This is a genomic window from Streptomyces sp. NPDC048269, assembly GCF_040652395.1.
Taxonomy (GTDB): domain Bacteria; phylum Actinomycetota; class Actinomycetes; order Streptomycetales; family Streptomycetaceae; genus Streptomyces.
In genome coordinates, this window is sequence record NZ_JBEZLW010000002.1 from 45757 (window position 1) to 66381 (window position 20625).

Here is a 20625-nt window from a genome sequence, read left to right on the forward strand (position 1 = left end):
CGTGCGGGGGCGGCTCCGCGGCGTGCATCCTTCTCATCCTTTATGAAAAGAACCCGCGCGCCCACTCTCCGCCCCCGCTTTGTCGTTCGCGGAGGGGAATCCACCAGTGTCTGCCATCGAGTCCATCCTGCTGCGCCGGCTCCGGACCGTGTACGTCGACCAGCCGCCGGCGGCCGCGTCGCCCGGCCGCGAAGGGGTGCGGCCCCTGGAGGGCGAGCTCCTGGAGCGCGGCCACGGGCTGAGCCCGGAACTGCACGCGGCGCTCTCGGTCCTTGCGCCGACCGACCTCGCCGAGGAGCGGCTGCGGCTGCTCGCCCTGGTGGACGAGCCGATGGGCGCCGACCGGGTGCACAAGCCGCTCTTCCGCCGCTTCCCCTTCTCGATCCCGCACGACACCGAGCGCTGGTACGTCAGGCGTGTCTTCGCCCTGCTGCTCCAGGAACCCGAGCAGCCGTGCGTACTGTGCGGCGAGACCCGCACGGTCCACCCCGTCGCCCCCTGCGCCCACCTCGTCTGCCGGGCCTGCTGGGACGGCGCCGACTACACCGGCTGCCCCGTCTGCCACCGGCGCGTCGATCCCGCCGACCCCTTCCTGCGCCCGGACCCCGACGAGCACACCGCCCGGTCCGACCGCACCACGCGGGGCGCCCGCAAGGTCAAGGGCCTGCCGTCGGGCCCGCTGCGGCTGCTCCGGCTCGGCACCGACCTCCCGGACGACTGCGCCCGGGTGGTCGCCTCGCTGCTCGCCCGGCAGACCCCGCTGTCCCCCGAGGACCGCGACGACCTGGCCGTGCTGCTCCCCGCCGCCCCGGCCGGCCTCGGCTGGCTCCCCGAGGAGATCCCCGTACGGGAGACCAAGGCGCAGGTGCTCGGCACGCTGCTGGGCAACCGGCGGACCCAGGACGCGACGCGTTCCCTCCTCGCCGGGCGCCTCACCACGGCCACCGACGTGCTTCGGCTGCTCGCCGTGATCTCGGGCGGGGATGCGGGCCTGCTGCCGCTCCCCCGGTTCGCGAACATCGACCGGCCGCTGCGCCGGGAACTCCTCAGCGTGCTCGACGCGTTGAACCCGGAGTACCTGGTCGAGGACCTGCTGCGGCACCCCGTCGCCTGGAAGCGGGTCGCGGAGCGCATGCACCCCTTCGAGCGGCACACCCGGCACCCGAGGGCCGCGCTCGCCTTCGCCGTGCTGCGGGGCACCACCGTGTCCGCCGCCACACCCCTCGGTGCCGCGCTGCTGGGGACGGCCGCCGCGCACCCGGGGGCCGTCCGCGTGGACGGGGACCGGATCCGGCCCGCCACCTGGGCCGGCCGGGTCGAAGAGGCCCTGGCGCAGGGGGACGCGGGGGCGGCCGCCGCGCTGGCCGGGCAGCGGCCGGGTGAACTCGTACGCCGCCTCGACCATCTGCTGCGCCTGCATCCGGGCGAGGACCTCGTCCCCGGGCTGGACGAAGCACTCGCGCGCGGGCTGCCCTCGGTCGGCGCGGGCCCGCTGCTGTCCGCGCTCGGCGCGCTGCGCGTGCGCGCCGAGGACCGCACCGGAAGCCGGCGCGTGTTCTTCCCGCGCGGCCAGGTGGCGTCCGCGCAGTCCGTCACCGAGGCCCGCCCGCCGCTGCCCGCGCCGCTCGTCGCGGCGGTGGTGGCCCGGCTGGAGGAGGAGGTGCTGCGGCGGTTCGGCGCCGCCGGGGAGGAGCCGTACGACCTGGCCGTCCTCGATTCCGGGCTGGCCGACCTCACCGTGCCCTTCGGCGAGCGCACCGCCGCCAAGGCGCTGGTGGCCGTCCCCCGTGGCAGCACGCAGACGCTGCCCGAGGGCGAGGTGCTGCGGCTGTTCCTGCACTGGACGGAGCCCGCGGGAAACCGCACCGACCTCGACCTGTCCGTCGCCTTCTTCGACGCCGACTGGAAGTTCACCGGTCTGTGCGACTACACCAGCCTCCGGCACGGGCCGCGCGGGGCCGCCACCCACTCGGGCGACCTCACCTCGGCGCCCGCGCCGGACGGCGCCACCGAGTACGTGGACCTCGACCTGGCCGCTCTGACGAAGAACGGCGACGCGTACGCGGTCCCGCTGGTCTTCAGCTACAACAACGTGCCCTTCGACGAGCTGCCGGACGCCTTCGCGGGCTTCATGGCCCTGGCGGCGGACGGGCCGCGCGACTCCTCGTACGACCCGCGCACCGTCCGCCAGCGCTTCGACCTCGCCGGGCAGTCACGGGTGTGCCTGCCGATGGTGGTGGACCTCACCTCCCGCCGGTCCCTGTGGGCGGACGTCCACCTGCCTGCGTCGGGCGGCTTCCAGAGCGTGGCCTCGCACGGGGAGCGGCTGGCGGCCGTGGCCCGCGACGTGTGGGAGCACTTCGGCTCCGGCGCCCGTACGAGCCTGTGGGACCTGGCGGTGTGGCGGGCCGCGGCCCGCTGCCGCGAAGTGGCCGTCATACGCCGGGCCGCGCGTCCGGCGCTGCCCGACGAGCTGTGGCTGTACCGGGCCGGGGACGGCGAGCCGGTGGCCGTCTTCGCCGCCCGGGTCTCGGCCCTGGCGCCGCCGCAGGAGCGGCGCGAGGCGGCGGACGCCGACGCGGACGCCGCCGAAGTGGCGGCGGGGAAGCGGGTGTTCCTCGCCCTGGTCCACGAGAGCGTGGCCCCGCCCGGGGCTTCGGGGACGGCGTACCGGCTGTTCCCGGGGCCGGTCGAACTGCCCGGGGACTTCGACCGGGTGAACGCCGGGGAGCTGGTGGCGGAGCTGGGCTGAGCGGGCATCGCGGCCACGGCTGTCAGTCGGGGCCGATATCCTCTGTGACCATGCTCGACGACCGTACGACCGCAGAGACGATGTGGCCGACCGCGTACCCACAGGGGTACGCGGTCGTCGACGTGGAGACCACCGGGCTCGCTCGCGACGACCGGATAGTCTCCGCCGCCGTCTACCGGCTCGACGCGCAGGGCAACGTGGAGGACCACTGGTACACCCTGGTCAACCCGCAGCGGGATCCGGGTCCGGTGTGGATCCACGGGCTGACGACCGAGGTGCTCGCCGACGCGCCACTGTTCAAGGACATCGCCGGGGAGTTCGCCGGCCGGCTCGCGGACCGGGTGCTGGTCGCGCACAACGCCATCTTCGACTGGCAGATGATCGCCCGGGAGTACGCGCGGGCCGCCGAGACCGCGCCGGTCCGTCAGCGGCTGTGCACCATCGCCCTGTCGAAGGAACTGAACCTCCCGCTGCCCAACCACAAGCTGGAGTCGCTCGCCGCGCACTTCGGCGTGGTCCAGCAGCGCGCGCACCACGCGCTCGACGACGCCCGGGTGCTGGCGGAGGCGTTCCGTCCGTCCCTGCACGCGGCCGCGCGCGACGGCGTACGGCTGCCCCTGCTGGAGTGCCGGCCGCTGACGGAGTGGTCGGACTCCCCCGTCACCCCGCGCGTCGGGTACCAGGCCTCGTACGGGAGCGGCAGCTGGCGGCCCTCGCGCAAGCGGCCGCCGTGCCCGTACCCGAACCCGGGGCGCTTCGAGGACGGCGAGCCGCTGAAGCAGGGCATGCGGATCGCCTTCTCCGGCGACACCTCGGTGGACCGGGAGCTGCTGGAGGACCGCGCGGTCGAGGCGGGCCTGCACGTCGCGACGAGTGTCTCGCGCCTCACCAGCCTGCTGGTGACGAACGACCCCGACTCGGCGACCTCGAAGACGGTAAAGGCGAAGTCGTTCGGCACTCCGGTCGTCGACGAGGCGGCCTTCACCCAGCTGCTGCGGGACGTGGCGGCGGCCGAGGACCAGGCCGGGTCCGACGGCTGAGCACGGGCTGAGCCCGACCCCGAGCACGGGCCCTAGGCCCGGACGTTGCGCCGGGCGGGTGCCGGCGCGGCGACTCACCCCGGTGGATCTTGTTCCGGTCCCCCGTCGTGCGGAGCATGCGGCGCATGGCACGTTGTGAGGTCTGCGGAAACGATTACGGCATGTCGTTCGAAGTGCACGCGCAGGGCGCCGTGCACGTCTTCGACTGCTTCTCCTGCGCCATTCACCGCATGGCGCCCATCTGCGAGCACTGCCGCGTCCAGATCATCGGACAGGGCGTCGAGGTCGAGGGGCAGTGGTTCTGCGGGGCGCACTGCGCCCGCGCGGAAGGGAAGGTGGGCATCAAGGACCACGCCTGACGACCACGCCCGGCACCGCGTCCCCGTACCCCGTGACCCCGTACCCGTGACTCCGGACGGCCACCCGGCCGTCCGGGGCCGATCCGCTGGGGGTACCGTCGTGGGCGTGTACCGCTTTGTGCTGACCCGGCAGTGGGTGTGCCTCACCCTCATCGCCCTCGTCCTCATCCCCGCGATGATCAAGCTGGGGTTCTGGCAGTTCCACCGCCATGAGCACCGGGTCGCCCAGAACGAGCTGATCGCCGCGAACCTGTCGGCGAAGCCGGTACCCGTGACCGAGGTCACCTCCCCCGGCCACCAGGTCCCCCGCGCGGACTTCTGGCGGACGGTCACCGCGACCGGCACGTACGACACCGCGCACGAAGTGGTCGTACGGATGCGGACCTCGGCGGACGACAAGGTCGGCTTCCACGTCGTGACCCCGCTCGTCCTGGCCGACGGCCGGGCGGTGCTCGTGAACCGCGGCTGGGTGCCGGGCGGCGACGACCCCCGCGCGTACCCGCCGGTGCCGGCCGCCCCCTCGGGCCAGCTCACGGTCACCGGCCGGCTGAAGGCCGACGAGACCAGCGGCGGCAGCGGCATCAAGGACCGCAAGGGCCTGCCGGACCGCCAGGTGATGCTGATCAACAGCGCGCAGCAGGCGGAGTACCTGGGCAGGCCCGTCCTCGGCGGCTATCTCGAACTCGACCGCCCGGCCGCCCCCGACGGCAGCCCGGAGCCCATCGCCGAGCCCGACCACGACTCGATCGGCCCCCACATGGCCTACGCCGTCCAGTGGTGGCTGTTCACGGCCGCGGTCCCGGTGGGCTGGCTGGTCCTCGTACGGCGGGAGAAGCGCGAGCGCGAGGAGGCGGCGGCGTCGGGAGAGACGGCCGGCCCCGGATCCGGGGCCGACCGGGAACCGGCGACGGCGTAGCGTGTCGGCATGGATCTTGGACTGAAGGACCGTGTCTACATCGTCACCGGGGCCACGCGCGGCCTCGGATTCGCCTCCGCCCGGGAACTGACCGCCGACGGCGCGAAGGTCGTCGTGACCGGCCGGGACGAGGAGCGGGCGGCCGACGCCGCCGCCTCGCTCGGCCCGAACGCGGTCGCAGTGGTGGCCGACAACGCCGACCCGTCGGCGGCCGGGCGCCTCATCGAGACCGCGCGCGAGCGCTTCGGACGCTTCGACGGCATCCTCATCAGCGTCGGCGGCCCGGCCCCGGGCCTCGCGGCCGACAACACCGACGAGCAGTGGGCGGCCGCCTTCGAGTCGGTCTTCCTGGGCGCGGTCCGCCTCGCGCGGGCGGCCGCCGCCGATCTGGGCGAGGGTGGGGTCATCGGCTTCGTCCTGTCGGGCTCGGTCCACGAGCCGATCCCCGGCCTGACCATCTCGAACGGCCTGCGCCCGGGCCTGGCCGGCTTCGCCAAGTCCCTCTCGGTGGATCTCGGCCCGCGCGGGATCCGGGTCGTCGGCCTGCTCCCCGGGCGGATCGACACCGACCGCGTGCGCGAGCTCGACGAGCTGTCCGGGGACGCGGAGGCGGCGCGGGCCGGGAGCGAGTCCCGCATCCCGCTGCGGCGTTACGGCACTCCGCAGGAGTTCGGCCGCACCGCGGCGTTCGTGCTCTCCCCGGCGGCCTCGTACCTGACGGGCGTCATGGTCCCGGTCGACGGCGGCTCCCGGCACGGTTTCTGAGCCGCCGTCCCCCTACGCCTACGTCACCCGCCGGGCCGGGTGCGACGTCACCTTCAGGCGTGCCTCCATCGGCAGTCCGGCGAGGCCGGCGGAGGTGCGGGCGTGGGTCAGGACCGGGCCCGAGAGCGCGGCCAGGGCGTCGGCCGGGACGGCGTGGGGTTCGAGTTCCAGCGCGACCCGCAGCGCGGGCGACCCCCGCCTGCCGCGCAGCGCGACCCGGCAGCGGGCGACGCCGTCCAGGGCGCCGGCCTCCGCGGCCACCGCCTGCTCCAGTGCGTGGCCCCGCAGCAGGGCGAACGCCCCGTCCCCGGTGTCGACGGCCACCGCCCGCAGCCGCGAACGCCTCAGCTGGGCCAGCAGCCACCACAGTGCCAGCAGCACGCACAGCGCGAGGCCGGCGAGCACCGCCCACCACCACCAGCCCTCGGCGTGCCAGTTCCGGCGCCGGGCCGCCGCCGTCAGCAGCGGGGCGTGCCGGCCGCCGAGGGGCCAGGACGCCGTGAGCACCGCGGCCCCGGCCGCCATCAGGGCCAGGCCGGCCAGCGCCAGCAGGACCCGGTTCACCACCCCGAGCATGCCGCTCACCTCCTGACCCGTACGCGCGGCCGCGGTGGGTGCGCGAGGCCCAGTTCCTCGATGCCGACGGCGACCACCGCGTCCAGGTCGGCCCGTACCTCGTCCAGCTCGCGGAAGTGCGAGGTGGCCCGTACCCCGATGCGGGATCGGCCCACCTTGACCCGGACCGTCCGCACCCCGGACACCTCCATGGCCCGGTCCCGCAGTACCTGCGCGGCGTCCTTGCGACCGAGCCCGGCACGTACCCCGGCGGCCTGGTCCGGGGGCAGCATCGGGAGGATCCCGCGCTTCCCGGGGGCCAGCGCCAGCAGCAGGAGCACTGCCCCGGCCACCGCGAGGGCCCCGCCGCCCAGCATCACGCCCAGGTCGGCCGGGGTGTGCCGGGCCAGCTGGTCGGCGAGTTCGCGGCGCCACCGCATGCCGGGCCGGCCGGCCCGTACGGCGGCCAGGTCGTACAGGAACAGCCCCGCCACTCCCAGTACGGCGAGGGCGGTGAGGGCTGCCGGGACGCGGCGGGCGGAACGGAACCGGTGCGCCCGGGGCGCGCGGGGCGGCCGGTGGGCCTGGGGGGCCTGGGGGGCCTGGGGGTCGTCGGTCACCGCAGCCGCCGGTCCCGCCCGGCGGTGGTGGGCCGGACGTGCGTGGAGTGCAGGTGCTCGATGTCGATGTCCACTTCTGGTACGGACATCCCGGCGTACTCCTCGACGCGGAGGGCGACCTGACGGCGTACGGCCGCGCACTGGGCGGCGAGGTCGGAGGGGTAGTCGAGCTCCAGACTCACCCGTACCCGGGCGATGTCGTGGTGCACGGTGACCGTGGCGTGCGGGGCGGCCGCCTGCTCGGGCCGCGCGACGAGCGCCTCCCGGGCCGACTGCGCGGCGATCTTGGCGACGACCCGGTCTGCGATACGGGTGGCCCCCCGGTCGGCGGGCGCCACCCGGGGCGGGGTGGCCCGGGGCGACGTGCTCACCGGCGCCTCACCCGCGCCGGTCGTCACGGCGACGGATCAGGTCACCGGGTTCCAGGTCCCCGTCCAGGAGCCGGCCGACGACGAAGCCGACGGCTCCGAGCGCCGCCACCAGCAGGAAGGCTCCGAAGCCGCCGAAATACCCGGCGAACGCCAGGGCCATGCCGGCGAACAGGCCGGCGACCGCCATGCTCATTGCGGGGCTCCTCTCGGCTACTGGAGCCGCGACTCCGGCTCCTCGTCGGGCTCATCGGGCAGCTTGACGTCGCTGACCGCGATGTTGACCTCGACGACCTCCAGGCTGGTCATCCGCTCGACCGCCGAGATGACGTTCTCACGGACAGCCCGTGCCACGTCCCGGATCGACACGCCGTAATCGACGACGATCTCCAGGTCGAGGGCGGTCTGTGTCTCGCCGACCTCCGCCTTGACGCCGCGGCTGACGGAGGCCTTCGCGCCGCCGGGGACGCGTTCGCGGACGGCGCCGAAGGTACGGGAGAGTCCGCTGCCGCTGCCCATGGCGTGTACGCCGACCACCTCACGGGCGGCCAGCCCGGCGATCTTCTCGACCACGCCGTCGGCGATGCTCGTGCGGCCCCGGTCGGCGGGCGCCTTGCCGGCGCTGCCCGATGCGGATTCGGTCATCGCATGTCCCTTCGCGCGTACGGACTCCCTCCGCACCACGGTAAGCGCGCGAAGCCGCCGCCGCCCCGGGACTGCGCCGCTCGGCCGGAACCGTTTCCCGGGCTCCGCCCGCACCCGCGCGTCAATCGCCGGCGGGGCTGAAAGACCTGGGGCTCCGCCCCACAGACCCCGCGCCCCTCGAACGCCGGCGGGGCTGGATTTGGCTGATGCCGCCCGCCTCGCGGCTGGATGGCCCCCAGGGCAATTTCAGCCTTGCCGGGGTACGTCCCAGCCCCGCCGGCGTTCGAGGCGCGGGGCGCCGGGGGCGGATCCCCCGGCAGTGGCGCCGTGGGTTAGTCGGACAGGCCTGCCAGGTCGCGCAGGCGGCGGGCCTGGGCGGCGCGCTCGGCGGCACGCTGGTCGTCGTACGGCCGCGACTGCGCGTCACGCAGCAGCGCCTTGGTCTCGACGACGGCGTCCCGCGCCGGAGCCAGCAGCGCCGTGGTCAGGTCCTGGACTGCCGCGTCGAGCTCGTCCGCGGGAACCACGAGGTTGGCGAGGCCGACCCGCTCGGCCTCCTCGGCATGCACGAAGCGGCCCGTGGCGCAGATTTCCAGCGCGCGGGCGTACCCGACCAGCGAGGTGAGGGGCTGGGTGCCCGCCAGGTCGGGGACCAGCCCGAGGCTGGTCTCGCGCATGGCGAACTGGACGTCGTCCGCGACCACGCGCAGGTCGCACGCGAGCGCGAGCTGGAAGCCGGCGCCGATCGCGTGCCCCTGTACGGCGGCGACGGAGACGATGTCGTTACGCCGCCACCAGGTGAATGCCTCCTGGTACTCGGCAATGGTGGAGTCGAGCAGTTCGTCCGAACCGCGTGCCAGATCGAGGAAGGACGGCTCGCCCTCGAAACCCTCGGGGGTGAACGCCTGCCGGTCGAGCCCTGCGGAGAAGGACTTGCCCTCACCGCGCAGCACGACGACCCGGACGGTGCCCGGCAACGACCTTCCGGCCTCCGCCAAAGCCCGCCAGAGCGCGGGGGATTGGGCATTTCGCTTGGCCGGATTGGTCAGTGTCACCGTGGCGACCGCGTCGTCGACGGTGAGTCGTACGCCGTCCTTGTCGAGCAGAGTCATCCGTATGCCTCCGGTGTGCAGTCGGCCGCGAACCCGGCCTAAGTGACTGCACAGTAACCACCCAGCCGACCGCAAGGCCGACCGGGGGTCACCGAAGGAACCGTTTGACCATGTTGAAGCCTTTTGACGCCTTGAAGCATTCAACCGTTGGAACCGATGGGACCGGGGTCAGGCCGTAGCCGCCTTCTTGCCGCGTGTCGCGCCACCGCGACCGCGCAGCGAGACCCCGGACTCACTTAGCATCCGGTGGACGAATCCGTAGGACCGGCCGGTCTCTTCGGCCAGCGCCCGGATACTCGCACCGGAGTCGTACTTCTTCTTCAGGTCTGCCGCGAGCTTGTCGCGCGCGGCGCCGGTTACCCGGCTGCCCTTCTTCAGAGTCTCGGCCACCCGTGCCTCCTCGTGGGAAGTGCGCTCTGGACTTCTCATGATCACCCCTCCCACGCTTCCTGGCCACCCATTCAGCAAGGTCGGTACGGCGGCATTTCCCGAGGGGTGGACACCCGCGCAGAACGGAATCTCCTCTTCCGCCACATGACGTCCGTCACACTTCGCCGCCCTCACCGGAAATCACCAGGTCAGGGGCAGGGCGACGGAAAACGGGCGGCCCCGGTCACGCCCCCTCGGGGGCGCGGCCGGGGCCGCCGTACGACGCGCAACGGTACGAGACCGTCTCACTCAGATGATGGATCACCCCTGAGCCGAATGATCCATAAGGAATTGGATCAGGCGAGGGCGACCAGGTCCCGGTAGTCCGGGCCCCACAGATCCTCGACGCCGTCCGGGAGCAGGATGATCCGCTCCGGCTCCAGCGCCTCGACGGCGCCCTCGTCGTGCGTGACGAGGATGACCGCACCCTTGTAGGTGCGCAGTGCGCCCAGGATCTCCTCGCGGCTGGCCGGGTCGAGGTTGTTCGTGGGCTCGTCGAGCAGCAGCACGTTCGCCGAGGAGACGACCAGCGTGGCCAGGGCCAGGCGGGTCTTCTCGCCGCCGGAGAGCACCCCGGCGGGCTTGTCGACGTCGTCCCCGGAGAAGAGGAAGGAGCCGAGCGTCTTGCGCACGGCCACCAGGTCCAGGTCGGGCGCGGAGGACCGCATGTTCTCCAGGACCGTGCGCTCGGGGTCCAGGGTCTCGTGCTCCTGGGCGTAGTAGCCGAGCTTGAGGCCGTGGCCGGGGGTCACGACGCCGGTGTCCGGCTTCTCGGTGCCCGACAGCAGACGCAGCAGGGTGGTCTTGCCGGCGCCGTTGAGGCCGAGGATGACGACCCGGGAGCCCTTGTCGATGGCCAGGTCGACGTCGGTGAAGATCTCCAGCGAGCCGTACGACTTCGAGAGGCCCTCGGCGGTCAGCGGGGTCTTGCCGCAGGGCGCCGGGTCCGGGAAGCGGAGCTTGGCGACCTTGTCGGAGACGCGGACGGCCTCCAGGCCGGACAGGAGCCGCTCGGCACGCTTGGCCATGTTCTGCGCGGCGACGGTCTTGGTGGCCTTGGCGCGCATCTTGTCGGCCTGCGAGTTCAGGGCCGCGGCCTTCTTCTCCGCGTTCTGGCGCTCGCGCTTGCGGCGCTTCTCGTCGGCCTCGCGCTGCTGCTGGTAGAGCTTCCAGCCCATGTTGTAGACGTCGATCTGGGCGCGGTTGGCGTCCAGGTAGAAGACCTTGTTGACGACGGTCTCGACCAGGTCGACGTCGTGGGAGATCACGACGAAGCCGCCGCGGTAGTTCTTCAGGTAGTCCCGCAGCCAGACGATCGAGTCGGCGTCGAGGTGGTTCGTCGGCTCGTCGAGGAGCAGGGTGTCCGCGTCCGAGAACAGGATCCGGGCGAGCTCGACCCGGCGGCGCTGACCGCCGGAGAGGGTGTGCAGCGGCTGGCCGAGCACCCGGTCGGGCAGGCCGAGGGCGGCCGAGATGGTGGCGGCCTCGGACTCGGCCGCGTACCCGCCCTTGGTGAGGAACTCGGTCTCCTGGCGCTCGTACTGCCGCAGTGCCTTCTCCCGGGTGGCGCCGGAGCCGCTGGAGATGCGCTCCTCGTTCATCCGCATCTTCTTGAGCAGGACGTCGAGGCCGCGCGCCGACAGGATCCGGTCGCTGGCCAGGACGTCGAGGTCGCCGGTGCGCGGGTCCTGCGGGAGGTAGCCGACCTCGCCCGAGCGAGTGATGGCACCGGCGGCGGGCTGTCCCTCGCCCGCGAGGCACTTGGTGAGGGTGGTCTTGCCGGCTCCGTTGCGGCCGACGAGGCCGATGCGGTCGCCCTTGGCGATGCGGAAGGAGGCGGACTCGATGAGGACGCGGGCGCCGGCGCGCAGCTCGACGCCGGTGGCGGTGATCACGGAAATACTCCAGGGCGGGGGGACGGCGGAAGGGGGGCAGGACGCGATGCTTCGACGCCGCTAATCCGCGAGGAGATTTGCCATGGGAGTCATTCTACCGGGGGTGCGCAACTACTTATCGGGCCGCCGGTCGGCCGGGCCGCCCACTCCCCCGTCCCCCGTTCGGCTCATGGCCGTACCGGCGGGCCCCGGGCACGTATCAGGATGAACGGGTTGATACTCGCCGCAGGGACGGACACGTGGGCCCCTGGCTTCACGGATTGAGGGCGGTGCGGGATGCAGTTCGACGACGACGCCAATCTGGACACTTCCGAGGTCGAGGACCGGCGCGGCAGCCGCGTCCCCGGCGGGCGGGCCACCATCGGCGGCGGCATCGTCGGGCTGATCGCACTGGTCATGGGCCTGCTGTTCGGGGTGGGGCCCGAGCAGCTGGGGCTGTCCGACGGAGACCAGGAGCCGACGCCGGTCTCGTCGTCCGTCGACGAGGTGAAGCGGGCCTGCACGACGGGGCGGGCGGCGAACGCCCGGGAGGACTGCCGGCTGGTCGCGGTGGTGAACAGCACCCAGGACTTCTGGAGGCAGGAGTTCACCAGGCGGGGCGGCACCTACACCCCGGCGTCGACGGTCTTCTTCACCGGCCGCGTGAACACCGCCTGCGGGGCGGCCACCTCGGCGGTCGGCCCCTTCTACTGCCCCGCCGACCGGAAGGTCTACCTGGACCTGGACTTCTTCGAGGACCTGCGGACGAAGTTCGGCGCGAGCGGCGGCCCCTTCGCGCAGGCCTACGTCGTCGCCCACGAGTACGGGCACCACATCCAGAACCTGACCGGGACCCTCGAGCGCGCCCAGGACGGGCAGCAGGGCGCGAACAGCAACGCCGTCAAGGTCGAGCTGCAGGCCGACTGCTACGCCGGGGTGTGGGCGCACAACGCGACCAGGACCCCGGACGAGTCCACCGGCCGGCCGCTGATCACCAGCCTCACCGACCAGGACATCAGGGACGGGCTGGACGCGGCGGCGGCGGTCGGCGACGACCGGATCCAGGAGAAGTTCCAGGGCAGGGTGACCCCGGAATCCTGGACCCACGGGTCGGCAGAGCAGCGCCAGCAGTGGTTCTACCAGGGCTACCGGACGGGCGACATGGCCCAGTGCAACACCTTCCGCTGACTGTCGGCGGCGCCTGCCATGCTGTGACGTGGGTCACCGTCACGAGAGGGAGTGATCGTCATGGCAGGCGTTCCGTCCATCTGTCCCACCCTGGTCTACCGCGACGCGAAGGCGGCCATCAAGCTGCTGACGGAGGCCTTCGGCTTCAGTCAGGTCGCGGTGTACGAGGGTGAGAACGGCTCGGTGGTGCACGCGGAGCTGGCCTACGGCAACGGCCTGGTGATGCTGGGGAGCAAGGGCACCGGCGGGGTGTTCGACAAGGCCATGGGCGACGCGGGACCGGCGGGGGTCTATGTCGTGGTCGAGGACGTGGACGCCCACCACCGGCGGGCCGCCGAGCACGGTGCGGAGATCCTCATGGAGCCCACCGACCAGGACTACGGCTCCCGCGACTACATGGCCCGGGACGGCGAGGGCAACATCTGGAGCTTCGGGACGTACGCGCCGCAGGTCTGAGGCCCCCGGCGGGTAGTCCGCGTACGTCCGCGTACGTACGGGGGCTACGCGCCGCCGGTGTGGACCTGGAAGGCTGCCCGGCGGACCGCCTTGGCCAGGGCCGGGTCGGGGTGGGCGGCTGCCAGCGCGACCAGCACCTGCACGGTGCGCGGGTGGCCCACCGCCCTGACCTCGTCCAGCAGCCGCGGGACGGTGGTGCGGACGGCCGAGTCGAGGTGGCGGGCCAGCAGGTCGGCTTCGCCGTGGTCGGCGATGGCGGCCGCGGTGTCCACCCAGAGCCAGGTCGACTCCTCGGCGGTGAGGACGTCCTGCGCCTCGTCGGGGTCGACCCCGTCGTGCTCGGCGAGCCAGAGCAGGGCGTAGGGACGCAGGGCGGGCTCGCGTACGGCGGCGCGCACCTCGGCCTCGGCGGGGGCGCCGACCACGCGCAGCGCCTCGAAGGCGAGGCCGCGCAGCAGGGCGTCCTCGCCGCGGGCGGCGTGCAGCAGCTCGGCCACGGCGTGGCCGACGGGCCGGGCGGCGAGCCAGGCCTGGTACTCGGCGCGGGCCGGGCCGGGGGTGAGCCGGGCGCAGCCGTGCAGCATGGCGGCGGCGGACTGCTCGATGTTCCCGGCGGGGCTCTGCGCGGCGACGCAGATCTGCTCCAGCTTGACCCAGACCGCCCAGCTGCCGAGCGGGGTGAGCGCGGCCTGCGCGGGGCCGAGGGTGACGGCGTCCACGGCGGCGAGTCCGCCGAGCGCCCAGCGCAGCAGCCGGGCGAGCGGGACGGGCGGCGCGGGGGCGGTCGCCTGCGGGGCGGCCGGCTGCGCGGCGGACGTCGGCTGTGCGCTCGCGGCTGACGTCGGCCGTGCGCTCGCGGCGTCGTGCGGGGCGTCTTCCTGCGGGCCGCCGTAGGGGACCTCGCAGCGCTCGTCGCGCAGTTCGGTGACGCGCTGCCCGAGCAGGTCGAGGAGGTCGGGGACGGTGACCGGGCCTGCGGACAACTGGAGGAGGGAGAGGAGTTGGGGCATCGCCTCGACGACCTCGGCGACGACCGCGGGCGCGATGTCGGCGGGGGCGGGGTGGACGAGGGACCAGGCGTCGAAGAGGGCGACCCAGCCGCGCAGTACGGCGGTGTCGTCGCGGTCCCAGGCGCGCAGCCGCCAGCCGGGCCGGGCGTGGCCGCCGTGGACCTCGACGAGTCCGGCGAGCCGGGCGCGGTCCCAGCCGACTCTGATCTGGCCGTGCGTCAGGTTCAGCTCCGCGGCGGCGCGTTCGACGTCGGTGGCGGGCAGGGCGCCCGCGGGGGCGGGCCGGCCCCCGTCCCCGGCACCGAGGTGGAGTTCGGCCCAGCGGGTCAGGCGTACGGCGTCGGCGAGCGAGGCCCGGGCCCGGTTCGCGAGGTCGGCCGTGGCGGGGGTGCCCGCCGGAGGCCTCGCGGCGGGCCGGGTGCGCCGGTCCGTCACCGCTTTGCGGGCCGTGGCCACGGAACGCGGGGAGACGAGTCGGAGTCTGGAGTCGCGAGCCAACTGCTCATCAGGCTTTCGGGACGTCACGGAAGCAGTCTCGCCCGTCACTGGCCGAAAGCCCAAACGGAACCGTCGGTTACCACGGCGCCCCGGGGTGCAGACCAGGGCAAGTCACCCGGAGGACTCACCCTGCCCCATCCCTTTCCCGTGACAGGGCCTCACCTCAGGCCGTTTCAGGTCGTCTCAGGTCACATGAGGGGCGTGAGGAAGCGGCGCAGGGATTCCTCATAGCCGGCCGGGTCGGCGTTCCACATCGCCCCGTGGCCGGCCCCGCGCACGGTGTGCAGGGTGACGAGGTCGGGGCGGGCGGCGGCGAGCCTGCGGGAGGGTGCCCAGGGGGCGAGCGTGTCGTCCGGCCCGTGGAAGATCAGTACGGGGACGCGCAGCGCGCCCGGGTCCGAGCCGGGCGCCCGGTGATCGGCGCGCAGCCCCGCGCGGCCCTCGGCGGCCCGGACCGCGAGCGGCAGCACCGCGGCCGGGGTACGGCGTGCGGCGGCGAGCGCCCGCAGGGTGGTGTGCCAGTCGAGCACGGGCGAGTCCAGTACGAGCCCGGAGATCCGGTCGGCGAGCGCCGAGCGCTCGGCGGCGCGCAGGGCCATGGTCGCTCCGGTGGACCAGCCGTGCAGGACCACGCGCCGGGCGCCGTAGCGCAGGGCGTAGCGGATGGCGGCGTCCAGGTCGCGCCATTCCGATTCGCCGAGGTGGCCCAGACCGTCGGGGGAGGCGGGCGCGCCGAGGTCGCCGCGGTAGGCGAGGTCCAGGACGGGCAGCCGGTGCCGGTGCATGAAGGGCATGACGGCCATCGGGTGCTCCCGGCTGCTGCCGAGCCCGTGCACGGTGATCACCCACGTGTCGCGGGCCGCGGGCACGAACCAGGCGGGCAGGGGGCCGAGCTCCCCGGGGACGTCCACGTCGGCGTGGTCGAGCCCGAGGGCGGTGCGCGGGTTGCCGAGGTGGACCTGGGGGGTGAGGGTGACCCTGGTGCCGGGGTCGAGGCTGCCGTGGGTGACGGCGAGCAGCCTGCGCACGACGGTGTCCGGGTCGTGCGCGACGTCCGGGAGGACGGGGCCGACGACGGCGTGCACCCCCGGGGCGTCGAGTCCGTACGTACCGGGGCGCAGGGAGCCGAGGGAGCGCGTCAGCGCGACCCGGCCGTCGGCGGCGGAGTGGACGCTGAGGCGCGGTCCGCCGGGCAGCGGGTGCCCGGGCCGGGGCCGCAGGGCCGCGTCGGCGGCGTACCGGCCGGCCGCGACCGCGGCCGCGGCCGCCCCCAGGAGGGTCGTGGTGACGGCCATTGCCGTCGCTGTCGCGGTACGCACCGCTCCAGTGTCGAGGCGCGAGCTGCGGCGGGCCACCGGAGCAGATCGTTCCACCTGCGGTGCGGAGGGGGTGATCTAGGTCACTTTCGGTGCTGCGGAGCGGTGGGCCGGCAGGCCGGGAGTCCCCGGCGGAGTGGTCCGTTCACCCGACTTTGACGTGCATTAATCGATATATCTACGACAGAATCGGGACGAATGACCTGATCGCATGCCGCGCCAGGACACCGGTCCGCCCGAGCCAGTTCACCTTCCGTTCATCCAGATTGCCTACGGTCGCCGAGCCACTGACGTCAAACAGAAGCCTGGGTAAATGGAGCACATAACGCTTCTCCTCGGGATCGTGATCATCACCGCTCTCGTGTTCGACTTCACGAACGGTTTCCACGACACGGCCAACGCGATGGCCACCACCATCTCGACCGGCGCCCTCAAGCCCAAGACGGCGGTGGCCATGTCCGCCGTGCTCAACCTCGTCGGCGCGTTCATGTCCGTGGAGGTCGCCAAGACGATCTCCAAGGGTCTGATCAACGAAGAGGGCATCCAGCCAGAAGTGATCTTCGCCGCCCTGGTCGGCGCGATCCTCTGGAACCTCGTCACCTGGCTGGTCGGCCTCCCCTCCAGCTCCTCCCACGCCCTGATGGGCGGCCTGATCGGTGCCGCGGTCGCCTCGGCCGGCATCGGCGCGGTCAACGGCAGCGTCGTCGTCACCAAGGTGCTGATCCCCGCGATCGCCGCTCCGATCGTGGCGGGTGTGGCCGCGATGCTGGCCGCCAAGGTCACGTACAAGCTCGGCAACAAGGTCGGCGAGAAGACCTCCACCAAGGGTTACCGCGCCGGCCAGATCGCCTCGGCGAGTCTCGTCTCCCTCGCGCACGGCACCAACGACGCGCAGAAGACGATGGGCATCATCACCCTGGCGCTCATCGCGGGCGGCGCGCTGCAGTCGGGTGCCAACCCGCCGGTCTGGGTCATCGTCTCCGCCGGCATGGCCATCGCGATGGGCACCTACCTGGGCGGCTGGCGCATCATCCGCACCATGGGCAAGGGCCTGACCGACCTGCAGCCGCAGCAGGGCTTCGCCGCCCAGACCTCGGCCGCCAGCGTCATCCTGGCCTCCTCCTCCCTCGGCTTCTCCCTCTCCACCACCCACGCGTGCTCCGGCGCCGTCATGGGTGCGGGCCTGGGACGCAAGGGCGGCGTGGTCCGCTGGTCCACCGCCACCCGCATGTTCATCGCGTGGGGCCTGACCCTGCCGGCCGCCGCCCTGGTCTCCGCGGGCGCCGAGCTGGTCATGCGCTCCGGTGACGTCGGTGTCGCCGCCGTCGCGGTCTTCCTGGTCGGCGCCTGCTTCGCCATCTGGGTCATCTCGCGCCGCCAGGTCGTCGACCACCACAACGTCAACGACGTGCAGCCGGCCGGCGCCGAGGAGCCGGGTGTCGTCACCACGGCCATGGCCGCCGTCACCGTCCCGCCGACGGCCTCCGCCGCGGCCGGTACGACCGCCGCGGTCACGGACGACGCCCTCAAGGCCACCATCCCGGCCGCGACGACCACCCCGGCGGCTCCGGCCGCCGCGGTCTGACCGAGACATACAGAGGAACGGCAGTATGAAGATCGACTGGGAAGCACTCGGCTCCGTCTTCGGGGTCAGCCTCTCCGCCACCGTCGCCCTCGTGGCCCTGTTCACCCTGGGCCTGGTGGGCCTGTCCAAGCACGAGGCCGCCACCGAGCAGGGCGGGACCGCCACCCTGGCCCGCAGCGGTGCGTACGCCTGCTTCGCGCTCGTCACGGCGGCCGTGGCGTACGGGATCTACCTGATCGTCTCCTGACGCCCGGGACACCACGTGCGAAAGCTCCCCCCGGGTTTCCCGGGGGGAGCTTTCGCACGTCCGGGCGCTGCCCCGGCGCTGCCCGGGCACTGCCCCGACGCAGGTCAACGGCGAGTTGACGGGCGTTCTCGGTGCGTGGTGGACTGCCCGAGCCAATACGGCGGCATGGAGAGGAAGTCCGGTGCGAATCCGGCGCGGTCCCGCCACTGTCACCGGGGCACTCGGCCGAGTGCCACCCGGGAGCCAGGAACTCTCGCCGCCGGACACGTCGAACCAGGGCGCGGACCCTGAGTGAGGACATACCTGCCACCATGCGTGCCGATCGCGTCTTCGCGTACGGCGCCACGGCGGGCCTGATCGGCGACCGGATCCTCGGGGATCCGCGCCGAGGGCACCCCGTGGCCGCCTTCGGACGAGCCGCCGCCGCCGTCGAGCGCGCCCTGTGGCGCGACGACCGCGCCCGGGGCATCCTGCACACTCTGGTGTGCGCCGGGGGCGCGGCCGCCGTCGGCGCGCTGGGCGCCCGCGCCGTGCGCTCCCGGCCCGCGGTCGCCCGTATCGCCCTGACCGCCGCCGCCACCTGGGCCGTCGTCGGCGGCACCTCGCTGGGCCGGGAGGCCCGCGCCATCGGCGGCGCCCTCGCCGCCGGGGACGCCGAGGTGGCCCGTGAGCGGCTGCCACACCTCTGCGGACGCGACCCGCACTCCCTGGACGAGCAGCAGATGGCCCGCGCCGTCGTGGAGTCGGTCGCGGAGAACACCTCCGACGCGGTGGTCGGCGCCCTGGTCTGGGGCGCCGTCGCCGGGGTCCCCGGGCTGCTGGCCTTCCGCGCCGTGAACACCCTGGACGCGATGGTCGGCCACAAGTCCCCCCGCTACCTGCGCTACGGCTGGGCCTCCGCCCGGCTCGACGACGTGGCGGGCTGGCCCGGGGCCCGGCTGACCGCGCTGGCGGCCGTGGTCGCGGGCCCGGACCGCCGGGGGGCGGCCCGGGCCTGGCGCGCGGACGCCGCCAAGCACCCGAGCCCCAACGCCGGGCCCGTGGAGGCCTCCTTCGCGGGGGCGCTCGGCGTCCGGCTGGGCGGGACCCTCGCGTACGGCGGCCGGGTCGAGCACCGGGCGGTGCTGAACGGCGAGACGGGGCGGCCCGTCGAGGTCGCGGACATCGAGCGGGCGGTCCGGCTGTCGCGGCAGGTGACCTGGCTGACGCTGGGCGCCTGTGTCGCGGCCCGGCTGCTGGTCGCCCGTACATCAGCGCGTACAACACGGAAGGGGCGCGCATGAGCGGCTCGAAGCGCGGCGGCGGGCTGCTCGTCGCGGGCACCACGTCGGATGCCGGCAAGAGCGTGGTCACGGCCGGCATCTGCCGGTGGCTGGCCCGTCAGGGCGTGAAGGTGGCGCCCTTCAAGGCGCAGAACATGTCGCTGAACTCGTTCGTCACGCGCGAGGGCGCCGAGATCGGGCGCGCCCAGGCCATGCAGGCCCAGGCGGCCCGGGTGGAGCCGACCGCGCTGATGAACCCCGTGCTCCTCAAGCCGGGGAGCGACCGCAGCAGCCAGGTCGTGCTGCTGGGCAAGCCGGTGGGCGAGATGAGTGCCCGTGGCTACCACGGCGGGAGGCAGGAGCAGCTCCTCGGCATCGTCACGGACTGCCTGGAGCAGCTGCGGGGCACGTATGACGCCGTGATCTGCGAGGGGGCGGGAAGTCCGGCCGAGATCAACCTGCGCCGGACCGACATCGTGAACATGGGCATCGCGCGGGCCGCGCGGTTCCCGGTGGTCGTGGTCGGGGACATCGACCGGGGCGGGGTCTTCGCGTCCTTCTTCGGCACGACGGCGCTGCTGTCGCCCGCGGACCAGTCGCTGATCGCGGGATACCTGGTCAACAAGTTCCGCGGGGACGTCTCGCTGCTGGAGCCCGGCATGGAAATGCTGCGCGGTCTGACCGGCCGTGCCACGTACGGGGTGCTGCCCTTCCAGCACGGGCTCGGCATCGACGAGGAGGACGGCCTGCGGGTCTCGCTGCGGGGCGCGGTACGGGAATCCGTGGTGGCGCCGCCGGTCGGTGAGGACGTGCTGCGGGTCGCCGTGTGCGCGGTGCCGCTGATGTCGAACTTCACGGACGTCGACGCGCTCGCGGCGGAGCCGGGGGTCGTGGTGCGGTTCGTGGACCGGGCCGAGGAACTGGCCGACGCGGACCTGGTCGTCGTACCGGGTACGCGCGGCACGGTGAAGGCGCTGGAGTGGCTGCGCGAGCGCCGGCTGGCGGACGCGCTGGTACGCCGGGCCGCGGAGGGCCGCCCGGTCCTGGGCATCTGCGGCGGGTTCCAGGTGCTGGGCGAGCACATCGAGGACCACGTCGAATCGCGGGCCGGTTCGGTGGACGGCCTGGGGCTGCTGCCGGTGCGGGTGCGCTTCGCCGCGGAGAAGACCCTGGCCCGGCCGGTGGGTTCGGCGCTGGGTGAGCCGGTCGAGGGCTACGAGATCCACCACGGGGTGGCCGAAGTCCTGGGCGGCGAGCCGTTCCTGGACGGCTGCCGGGCCGGGTCGGTGTGGGGCACCCACTGGCACGGCTCGCTGGAGTCGGACGGCTTCCGCCGGGCGTTCCTGAGGGAGGTGGCCTCGGCTGCGGGCCGCCGGTTCGTTCCGGCGCCGGACACGTCGTTCGCCTCCCTGCGGGAGGAACAGCTTGACCTGCTGGGCGACTTGATCGAGGAGCACGCGGATACGGATGCGCTGCTCCGGCTGATCGAGTCCGGCGCCCCGACGGGTGTCCCGTTCCTCCCCCCGGGCGCACCGTGACGGGCCTGGCCCTGCGGGGCTGTCCCCCACCCACCCCCTTCCCGAAACCGGGGCTGGGGGGCGGAGCCCCGGGGAACGACGGAAGGGCGG

21 protein-coding genes and 1 riboswitch are annotated in these 20625 nt (G+C 73.6%); of the genes, 11 read left to right on the forward strand and 10 right to left on the reverse strand.

Going from position 1 to position 20625, the window contains the following annotated elements; all coding sequences use genetic code 11:
• Positions 1 to 106 precede the first annotated feature (106 nt).
• The 5 genes from AB0D48_RS02340 to AB0D48_RS02360 all read left to right on the forward strand — a co-directional run bounded on the left by AB0D48_RS02340 (position 107) and on the right by AB0D48_RS02360 (position 5832).
• Positions 107 to 2752: an MXAN_6230/SCO0854 family RING domain-containing protein gene (locus AB0D48_RS02340; RefSeq protein ID WP_362389878.1), complete on the forward strand. Its 2646-nt coding sequence runs from the start codon at positions 107 to 109 to the stop codon at positions 2750 to 2752.
• 44 nt (positions 2753 to 2796) lie between these two features.
• The gene (locus AB0D48_RS02345) at positions 2797 to 3792 is read left to right on the forward strand and encodes a DEDDh family exonuclease (protein WP_362389880.1); all 996 of its coding nucleotides are present in this window, start codon (positions 2797 to 2799) and stop codon (positions 3790 to 3792) included.
• Positions 3793 to 3917: 125 nt separating this feature from the next.
• Positions 3918 to 4151 (forward strand): hypothetical protein, encoded by a 234-nt coding sequence (locus tag AB0D48_RS02350; protein WP_328925016.1) that lies wholly within the window; start codon positions 3918 to 3920, stop codon positions 4149 to 4151.
• Between the two features lie 106 nt (positions 4152 to 4257).
• Complete coding sequence (locus tag AB0D48_RS02355) at positions 4258 to 5067, forward strand: SURF1 family protein (protein ID WP_362389882.1); 810 nt, start codon at positions 4258 to 4260, stop codon at positions 5065 to 5067.
• A 9-nt stretch (positions 5068 to 5076) separates the two neighbouring features.
• On the forward strand, positions 5077 to 5832 hold the full coding sequence (locus tag AB0D48_RS02360) for an SDR family oxidoreductase (protein WP_362389884.1): 756 nt from the start codon (positions 5077 to 5079) through the stop codon (positions 5830 to 5832).
• Between the two features lie 18 nt (positions 5833 to 5850).
• Here the strand turns inward: AB0D48_RS02360 and amaP are convergent, their stop codons facing one another.
• The 8 genes from amaP to AB0D48_RS02400 form a co-directional block, all read right to left on the reverse strand.
• Positions 5851 to 6417, reverse strand: a complete 567-nt coding sequence (amaP, locus tag AB0D48_RS02365; protein WP_362389886.1) for an alkaline shock response membrane anchor protein AmaP — start codon at positions 6415 to 6417, stop codon at positions 5851 to 5853.
• Positions 6414 to 7007 carry a DUF6286 domain-containing protein gene (locus tag AB0D48_RS02370; RefSeq protein ID WP_362389888.1) on the reverse strand — a complete coding sequence of 198 codons (594 nt, stop codon included), beginning with the start codon at positions 7005 to 7007 and terminating at the stop codon, positions 6414 to 6416. Before AB0D48_RS02370 ends, amaP begins: the two co-directional genes overlap by 4 nt.
• Complete coding sequence (locus AB0D48_RS02375) at positions 7004 to 7378, reverse strand: hypothetical protein (RefSeq protein ID WP_362389890.1); 375 nt, start codon at positions 7376 to 7378, stop codon at positions 7004 to 7006. The genes AB0D48_RS02370 and AB0D48_RS02375 overlap by 4 nt, the downstream gene beginning before the upstream one ends.
• A 7-nt stretch (positions 7379 to 7385) precedes the next feature.
• A complete protein-coding gene (locus tag AB0D48_RS02380) occupies positions 7386 to 7571 on the reverse strand; it encodes a hypothetical protein (protein WP_362389892.1) in 186 nt (61 codons plus the stop codon).
• A gap of 17 nt (positions 7572 to 7588) precedes the next feature.
• Complete coding sequence (locus AB0D48_RS02385) at positions 7589 to 8020, reverse strand: Asp23/Gls24 family envelope stress response protein (RefSeq protein ID WP_362389894.1); 432 nt, start codon at positions 8018 to 8020, stop codon at positions 7589 to 7591.
• A 332-nt stretch (positions 8021 to 8352) separates the two neighbouring features.
• Entirely contained in the window at positions 8353 to 9132 is a 780-nt protein-coding gene (locus AB0D48_RS02390) for an enoyl-CoA hydratase/isomerase family protein (RefSeq protein ID WP_362389896.1), read from the reverse strand.
• 168 nt (positions 9133 to 9300) lie between these two features.
• The gene (locus AB0D48_RS02395; protein WP_030010789.1) at positions 9301 to 9522 is read right to left on the reverse strand and encodes a helix-turn-helix domain-containing protein; all 222 of its coding nucleotides are present in this window, start codon (positions 9520 to 9522) and stop codon (positions 9301 to 9303) included.
• 335 nt (positions 9523 to 9857) lie between these two features.
• Positions 9858 to 11456, reverse strand: coding sequence for an ABC-F family ATP-binding cassette domain-containing protein (locus tag AB0D48_RS02400; protein ID WP_362389899.1), 1599 nt, complete (start codon positions 11454 to 11456; stop codon positions 9858 to 9860).
• Between the two features lie 276 nt (positions 11457 to 11732).
• On the opposite strand from AB0D48_RS02400, the gene AB0D48_RS02405 reads away from it, so the two are divergent.
• Together AB0D48_RS02405 and AB0D48_RS02410 are read left to right on the forward strand one after the other, a co-directional pair.
• Positions 11733 to 12623: a neutral zinc metallopeptidase gene (locus AB0D48_RS02405; RefSeq protein ID WP_362389901.1), complete on the forward strand. Its 891-nt coding sequence runs from the start codon at positions 11733 to 11735 to the stop codon at positions 12621 to 12623.
• A gap of 60 nt (positions 12624 to 12683) precedes the next feature.
• A complete protein-coding gene (locus AB0D48_RS02410; RefSeq protein WP_362389903.1) occupies positions 12684 to 13079 on the forward strand; it encodes a VOC family protein in 396 nt (131 codons plus the stop codon).
• 44 nt (positions 13080 to 13123) lie between these two features.
• Here AB0D48_RS02410 and AB0D48_RS02415 read toward each other — a convergent pair whose 3' ends face one another.
• Both AB0D48_RS02415 and AB0D48_RS02420 read right to left on the reverse strand, forming a co-directional pair.
• Positions 13124 to 14524 (reverse strand): hypothetical protein, encoded by a 1401-nt coding sequence (locus AB0D48_RS02415; protein ID WP_362390448.1) that lies wholly within the window; start codon positions 14522 to 14524, stop codon positions 13124 to 13126.
• A 251-nt stretch (positions 14525 to 14775) separates the two neighbouring features.
• Positions 14776 to 15906, reverse strand: a complete 1131-nt coding sequence (locus AB0D48_RS02420) for an alpha/beta fold hydrolase (RefSeq protein ID WP_362389905.1) — start codon at positions 15904 to 15906, stop codon at positions 14776 to 14778.
• A gap of 310 nt (positions 15907 to 16216) precedes the next feature.
• Between AB0D48_RS02420 and AB0D48_RS02425 the strand changes: the two genes are divergently transcribed.
• From AB0D48_RS02425 to AB0D48_RS02440, 4 genes are all read left to right on the forward strand, one after another.
• A complete protein-coding gene (locus AB0D48_RS02425) occupies positions 16217 to 17488 on the forward strand; it encodes an inorganic phosphate transporter (protein WP_362389907.1) in 1272 nt (423 codons plus the stop codon).
• Positions 17489 to 17513: 25 nt separating this feature from the next.
• Positions 17514 to 17735 carry a hypothetical protein gene (locus AB0D48_RS02430; RefSeq protein ID WP_362389909.1) on the forward strand — a complete coding sequence of 74 codons (222 nt, stop codon included), beginning with the start codon at positions 17514 to 17516 and terminating at the stop codon, positions 17733 to 17735.
• Between the two features lie 169 nt (positions 17736 to 17904).
• Positions 17905 to 17988, forward strand: a riboswitch (cobalamin riboswitch).
• A gap of 58 nt (positions 17989 to 18046) precedes the next feature.
• The gene (locus AB0D48_RS02435; RefSeq protein ID WP_362389911.1) at positions 18047 to 19018 is read left to right on the forward strand and encodes a cobalamin biosynthesis protein; all 972 of its coding nucleotides are present in this window, start codon (positions 18047 to 18049) and stop codon (positions 19016 to 19018) included.
• Entirely contained in the window at positions 19015 to 20535 is a 1521-nt protein-coding gene (locus AB0D48_RS02440) for a cobyric acid synthase (RefSeq protein WP_362389913.1), read from the forward strand. The genes AB0D48_RS02435 and AB0D48_RS02440 overlap by 4 nt, the downstream gene beginning before the upstream one ends.
• The last annotated feature ends 90 nt before the right edge of the window (positions 20536 to 20625 follow it).